General features: G+C 29.4%; 6 protein-coding genes and 2 pseudogenes. 1 reads left to right on the forward strand and 7 read right to left on the reverse strand.

Annotated elements, in window-relative coordinates:
• A pseudogene (locus AMN70_RS05680) lies at nt 1-652 on the forward strand (hypothetical protein); the annotation flags it as partial.
• Here the strand turns inward: AMN70_RS05680 and AMN70_RS03470 are convergent.
• The 7 genes and pseudogenes from AMN70_RS03470 to AMN70_RS03500 form a co-directional block, all read right to left on the reverse strand.
• The gene (locus tag AMN70_RS03470) at nt 653-1324 is read right to left on the reverse strand and encodes an ABC transporter permease (RefSeq protein WP_075501796.1); all 672 of its coding nucleotides are present in this window, start codon (nt 1322-1324) and stop codon (nt 653-655) included.
• Nucleotides 1324-2016 carry an ABC transporter permease gene (locus AMN70_RS03475; protein WP_075501798.1) on the reverse strand — a complete coding sequence of 231 codons (693 nt, stop codon included), beginning with the start codon at nt 2014-2016 and terminating at the stop codon, nt 1324-1326. Before AMN70_RS03475 ends, AMN70_RS03470 begins: the two co-directional genes overlap by 1 nt.
• 43 nt (nt 2017-2059) lie before the next feature.
• Nucleotides 2060-2887, reverse strand: coding sequence for a transporter substrate-binding domain-containing protein (locus tag AMN70_RS03480; RefSeq protein ID WP_075501806.1), 828 nt, complete (start codon nt 2885-2887; stop codon nt 2060-2062).
• Nucleotides 2888-2948: 61 nt separating this feature from the next.
• Entirely contained in the window at nt 2949-3989 is a 1041-nt protein-coding gene (gene speD / locus AMN70_RS03485) for an adenosylmethionine decarboxylase (protein WP_075501800.1), read from the reverse strand.
• A gap of 5 nt (nt 3990-3994) precedes the next feature.
• Nucleotides 3995-4660 (reverse strand): class II aldolase/adducin family protein, encoded by a 666-nt coding sequence (locus tag AMN70_RS03490; RefSeq protein WP_075501802.1) that lies wholly within the window; start codon nt 4658-4660, stop codon nt 3995-3997.
• Entirely contained in the window at nt 4657-5727 is a 1071-nt protein-coding gene (mtnA, locus tag AMN70_RS03495; protein WP_075501804.1) for an S-methyl-5-thioribose-1-phosphate isomerase, read from the reverse strand. Before mtnA ends, AMN70_RS03490 begins: the two co-directional genes overlap by 4 nt.
• Nucleotides 5724-5965: pseudogene (locus AMN70_RS03500) on the reverse strand (5'-methylthioadenosine phosphorylase); the annotation flags it as partial. The gene mtnA and the pseudogene AMN70_RS03500, both read right to left, overlap by 4 nt.

Consider the following 5965-nt stretch of genomic DNA (forward strand, 5'->3'; position numbering starts at 1 on the left):
AAAAATTCTTCATTTAACTCAATATAAAAAAAAAGTTTTATCTTTTAATGTTGCGCAAAAAAACTTGAAATTGAAAATTAAAAAAACTGTAAATTCTAAAATTCAATTAGTACATGCTGGAGCAAATAGGAAGCTGCATAATATAAGCAAGATGATATACCTTGTTCACAGACTTCCAGATAATTTGAAAAAAAAGATTTTTTTTACAATAATAAGTAATGACTATTTTGACGAATATAAAAAATTAATTGATAGATTAAGATGTGAGAGAAATATAAAAATCATTAATCATTTAAAGTTTAATCAATATTTAAAAATTATTAATGAATCTGACATTTGCATGGGTTTATTTGGTGATACAGAAAAATCTCAAAATATAATAAGTAACTTTATAGTAACTAGTACAAATCTTGGAAAGGTAATAATTACAAAAAATACTAAAGCAGCAAAAATATATTTAAACAATAATAATGGTATTTTGTTATTAAAAAAGCCAGAACATTTAAATTTTAGTAAGTTTATTAGAAAATACACTTCTAGTGCTAAATTTAGAAATGAATTACAAAAAAAATCTAAAAAATCTTTTTTAAAAAATTTTGAAATACAAAAAAATTTAAAAAAATTAGAATTATTCTTAAAGGAAGTATTATAACTAATATCTGTACTTTTTTTCCAAAAATTGGATTAAATTATGAATGCAAAAAGTTAAAAATAAGTAAATACTTCCTGCAACTACAAATACTTCAATAGGTTTAAATGTTGTTGATATAATATATTTAGCTACCCCGGTTAAATCCATCAAAGTTACGGTACTTGCTAAAGATGTGCCTTTGAGCATTAAAATTATTTCATTTCCATATGCTGGTAGAGATTGTCTAATTGCTACAGGAATTTGTATTTTATAAAAAATTATTTTACTTGAAATTCCTAAACTTTTTCCAGCTTCAATTATACCTGGTTTTATAGTCTGAAAAGCTGACCTCAATATTTCAGAGGTGTATGCGCCTGTATTTAAAGCAAAAGCAATAATAGCACACCAGTACGGTTCTTTTAAAATTATCCATAAATATGATGACCTTAAACTTTCAATCTGACCTAATCCAAAATAAATTATAAATATTTGAACTAATAATGGAGTACCTCTAAATACATATGAATAACAATAAGCAAATTTGTTAATAATAATATTTCTATTTAATCTTAATATAGCAAAAATTAGACCTATAAATAATCCTATTAACAAAGATACCGATAAAAGCTTTAAAGTAATAAGGGTAGCATTTAATAATTTTGGAAAACTATTAATCATTAATTCAAAATCCATCAATACCCCCTACTATACCTTGTTTCTAATTTATTAATTAACTTCATACTAACAAAGGTAAGCAATAAATATAAAATAGCTGCAAATGAATAAAAAAATAAAGGATCTCTTGTAGAGCCAGCAGCAATGTAAGATTGTCTCATTATCTCAACTAATCCTGTTACAGAAATTAATGATGTGTCTTTTAATGTAATTTGCCAAACATTACTCAAATTTGGTATCGCAAGTCTCAACATCTGTGGAAGAATTATTTTATAAAATTGAGCAAATTTACTTAAACCTAAAATTTTTGCAGCTTCAAATTGACCTTTGTCAATTGATTGGATTGCTCCTCGAAAAACTTCAGTTGAGTATGCTCCAGAAATAATACCGATAGCGAATGATCCAGTAATAAAGGCATTAATCTCTATGTAGTCGTTATAACCAAATATTGAAGCAACAAACATTATTGCTCCACTTCCACCAAAAAAGAATAAATATATAACCAATAATTCTGGGACCCCTCTAATGACAGTAGTATAAATATTTCCAATTAAGTTTAATGATTTTAATTTAGATAATTTTAACGGAGTGAATATCGCGGCAAAGCTAAATCCAATTATCATTGCTGTAATTGATACAGCGATGGTCATTAGGGTAGCATAAAATAATTCATCACCCCAACCAGTATCACCAAATGCTAGAAGATCCATACAGATTGGCGACTATACATCATAGTCGCCAGATCTAAAATAATTACATAGAAGCGTCAAAACCGAACCATTTAGTAGCTATTCTACTAATATCTCCGTTTTTTCTCGCTTTATCGATTGCCTTATTAAATGCGTTTAAAAGTTCAGTATCATCTTTTCTAATACCAACTCCAACACCATTACCAAATGCACCTCCAGAAAAAGTTGGGCCTGTTAAAACAACTGGTTTACCAGATTTTTCTGCATAATCACTGAATGCTACTGCAGCAGCCAATGCAGCATCACATCTTCCTGATGCTAAATCTAGATTAACTTCATCCTGAGTTTTGTAAGTTCTAACATTTACTTTACCTACATCACCTGAGTCTAAAAAATTTTGGTGAATTGTAGCAGTTTGAACACAAACTGTTTTCCCAGCTAAAGCTGCTGTAAGAGTCTTAAGTGCTTTTTTGGCTTCAGCATTAGGTTTAGTAAGATTAATTCCTGCAGGTGTATCTAAACCTTCAAGACTTGAACCTTTCATAACTGCTAATGAAGCAACCTCGTCAGCATATCCTTGTGAAAAATTTATTGCTTTTTGTCTTTCAGCAGTAATTGACATACCTGCCATAATAGCATCAAATTTTCTCATAATTAGTGCTGGAATCATACCATCCCAATCTTGCTCTACAATTGTACACTGCTGTCCAATATATCTGCATAGGGTGTAGGCTAACTCAACTTCAAATCCAATCAATTTTCCAGACTCATCTTTTGAGTTCCATGGAGGATAAGCACCTTCTGTTCCTATTCTAATTTTATCAGCATTAACATTCCCCATTACTAATATAGAAAGTAAAACTGAAAAAATAGTTTTTTTGAATATATTCATTATTCTCTCCTTTAATAAAAAAAATAGTATTTCACAAATTGGAGATTTAAAAAAGAAAAAATTAGTGATTAATTGAAGAAGAAAAATTCCAAGAACAATCAAAACTTGGTATATAAACTCTTGATAATTTAGTGTTTCCAAAATGGTGATTAAATACATTTAGCCAATTATCAACTTGAAGTGGCTTTTTATCTTGGCTACCGACTTGAGCTGTAATTACGCCTTTAGGTTTTAAAATTCTTACAAGTGACTCCATATTTTTAGCTGCTAAATCAATACAAAATTGATCATCATTTAGATCCACAAAAATATGATCATATGTGTCATCTTTTACGGATTTAATGCTTTCAAAAGCATCGCCCCAAACACATTTAACTGAATTTTTTTCTGTAGCCTTATTACCTATTTTACCTAAATGTTTAGTACATACTTTGACAACTTCTGGGTCTAGCTCATACCAATCTATAAAATTAAATTTTTTTGAAATACATTCTCTTGCAACTCCACCATCACCACCACCAATGATTGCTGCTCTTTCATTTGATTTGTTCAATTTTAATCCTGCACCAACAAATGTTGAGCTGTAAAAATGTTCGTCAGAAGAGGCTACTTGTATCTCACCGTCAATAAATAATGATTTTCCGAATTGTTCTAGATCTAAAATTTCAATATGTTGACCAACTTTTGATCTAAAATCTTCTAATACATCATTTACAACATATGATTTTTGTAATCCCGGTGAACTATAAATATCATGATATAAACCTTTAGTATCTCTATTAAATTCTTTCTTAACAATTCTTTTATGTTTAAATTCTTTCTTAACAATTTCGATCGCAACAGAAGGACTGATTTTGCCGCAAGTAAAAAAATCGAAGCTTATAATTCCTTTTTCCGGAAATGTATGAAAACTTATGTGGCTTTCTGCTAACAAGGCCAAAATAGTAAATCCCTGAGGTTCAAATTTATATTTAGAAATATTTAAAATGGTAACTTTCGCTGTTTCAGCAATTTCATTTATCACTTTCTCAAAAACTGAAGGATCATACTCTTTTGTTGTACCAATAATATCTAAAGTGATGTGCTCCCCAACTTTTATCATAAAAATTATCCACTTTTATAATTTTTAACTTTTTCCAAGATTTTTTTCATTTCTGCAAATGAAAGAATCTTTGGCTCTCCCATCTTTAAAGCAATAATATATTGATAGCAAATATTTTCTACTTCTTGTGCAAGTTCAAAAGCTTTGGATAAATTTTCTCCAAATGCAACCTGACCGTGGTTTGACATTAAACATGCTTTTCTATCTTTCAATGCTTTAACAATATTCATTGAGAGTTGATGTGTTCCAAAGGTTGCATATTCAGCACATCTAATATCTTCACCTCCTGCTAGAGCAATCATGTAGTGAAATGGAGGTATAGTTTTACCGTGAGTCGATACTGCTGAAGCATTTGGCGAATGAGCGTGAACAATTGCTTTTGCTTCCCATTTATTCTTATAAATGTCCTGATGAAATCTCCATTCTGATGAGGGATTTTTGCCAGAATTAAACCAAGATAAAAAGTCTTTTTCTTCAGTTAAAGATAAAAAAACAATATCTTCTGGTTTTAGTGATTCGTATTTTTTTCCTGAAGGAGTTATAAAAAAACCATCAATACCATCTTCAATACCTCTGACTGAAATATTTCCTGATCTTAAAGGAGATAAATTGGTGGTATTAAGTTTTATTGAGTATTCAATAACTTCCTCTCTTTCTTTTAAATTTTTCATTTAAATAATTTTTCTAATCCTTCTTTAGAAGCTTCACAAACTCCTTTTTCAGTAATCAAACCCGTTACATATTTTGCAGGTGTTACATCAAATGCTAAATTGACCGCTTTGCTTTTTTGTGGATAAATTTGTATTTTTTTTAAAATTCCTTTTTCATCCAAACCCTCAATGTGTGAAAGTTCCTCTGGATTTCTCTCCTCTATAGGAATTTCTTTATGATCTTTTATATTCCAATCAATTGTTGAACTTGGAAGTGCTACATAAAATGGAATGTTGTTATCATTAGCTGCTAATGCTTTTAAGTATGTACCAACTTTATTACAAACATCTCCATTAGCTAAAGTTCTATCCGTACCTACAATACACATATCAACCTCACCTCTTTGCATTAAAATCCCACCTGTATTATCTGCAATAATTGTATTTTTAATTCCCTCCTCATTTAACTCATAAGAAGTTAAATTAGCCCCCTGGTTTCTTGGTCTTGTTTCGTCAGCCCAAACATGTACTGGAATACCTTTTTTGTGCGCATGATATATCGGAGAAGTTGCAGTCCCCCAATTAATTGTTGCAAGCCAACCTGCATTGCAATGAGTTAAAATATTTACTGTATCTTTTTTTTTATTGTAAATTTCTTCAATTATTTTCAGGCCATTTATACCTATATTTTCACAAAATTTTATATCTTCTTCGCAGATTTTATTTGCTTCGCTTAAAGCTATTTCTAAAATTTTATCACTATTAACGCCTGATAACTTATTCATCATTCTATCAACAGACCACTTAAGATTAATTGCAGTTGGTCTAGAACTAATTAAATTGTCTGCAGATTTTTTTAGAAATGATTGATCATTATTTTCAATAATAGCTAAAACTAATCCATAGGCTGCAGTAGCTCCTATTAAAGGTGCGCCTCTAACCTCCATTATTTTTATTGCATTTATTACATCTTTTATAGTTTTTAAATCTTTTATAATAAATTTATGAGGAAGTTTTGTTTGATCTATAATCTTTACAACATTTTTTTCAAACCAAATGGTACGATATTCTTTTCCCTCAATTTTCATTTATTTAAAACCCGCCCAGCTATTGTATTTAATTTATCTTTAGTTTTTTTTGTTCTTTTATCAGGAGCAGTTATGATAGCTACATCTAAACAATTATTGGTCGGATCTTTTGGGTCAATATGATTTTCAAAATTTTCAATTAAATTTTTAATCATATTTTTTGCCTTTGCAGCATTATCTAATAAAACTTTAACTACTTGTTGTACATCAACGTTTTCATGATCAGGATGCCAACAGT

The organism is Candidatus Pelagibacter communis (assembly GCF_001179925.1).
Lineage (GTDB): Bacteria > Pseudomonadota > Alphaproteobacteria > Pelagibacterales > Pelagibacteraceae > Pelagibacter > Pelagibacter ubique_E.

What these genes read in the sequence shown, in the direction of transcription:
- AMN70_RS03490 (WP_075501802.1), bottom strand. Translation starts at nt 4,660, where the DNA reads ATGAAAAATTTAAAAGAAAGAGAGGAAGTTATTGAATACTCAATAAAA.
- speD (WP_075501800.1), bottom strand. Translation starts at nt 3,989, where the DNA reads ATGATAAAAGTTGGGGAGCACATCACTTTAGATATTATTGGTACAACA.
- AMN70_RS03470 (WP_075501796.1), bottom strand. Translation starts at nt 1,324, where the DNA reads ATGGATTTTGAATTAATGATTAATAGTTTTCCAAAATTATTAAATGCT.
- AMN70_RS03475 (WP_075501798.1), bottom strand. Translation starts at nt 2,016, where the DNA reads ATGGATCTTCTAGCATTTGGTGATACTGGTTGGGGTGATGAATTATTT.
- AMN70_RS03480 (WP_075501806.1), bottom strand. Translation starts at nt 2,887, where the DNA reads ATGAATATATTCAAAAAAACTATTTTTTCAGTTTTACTTTCTATATTA.
- mtnA (WP_075501804.1), bottom strand. Translation starts at nt 5,727, where the DNA reads ATGAAAATTGAGGGAAAAGAATATCGTACCATTTGGTTTGAAAAAAAT.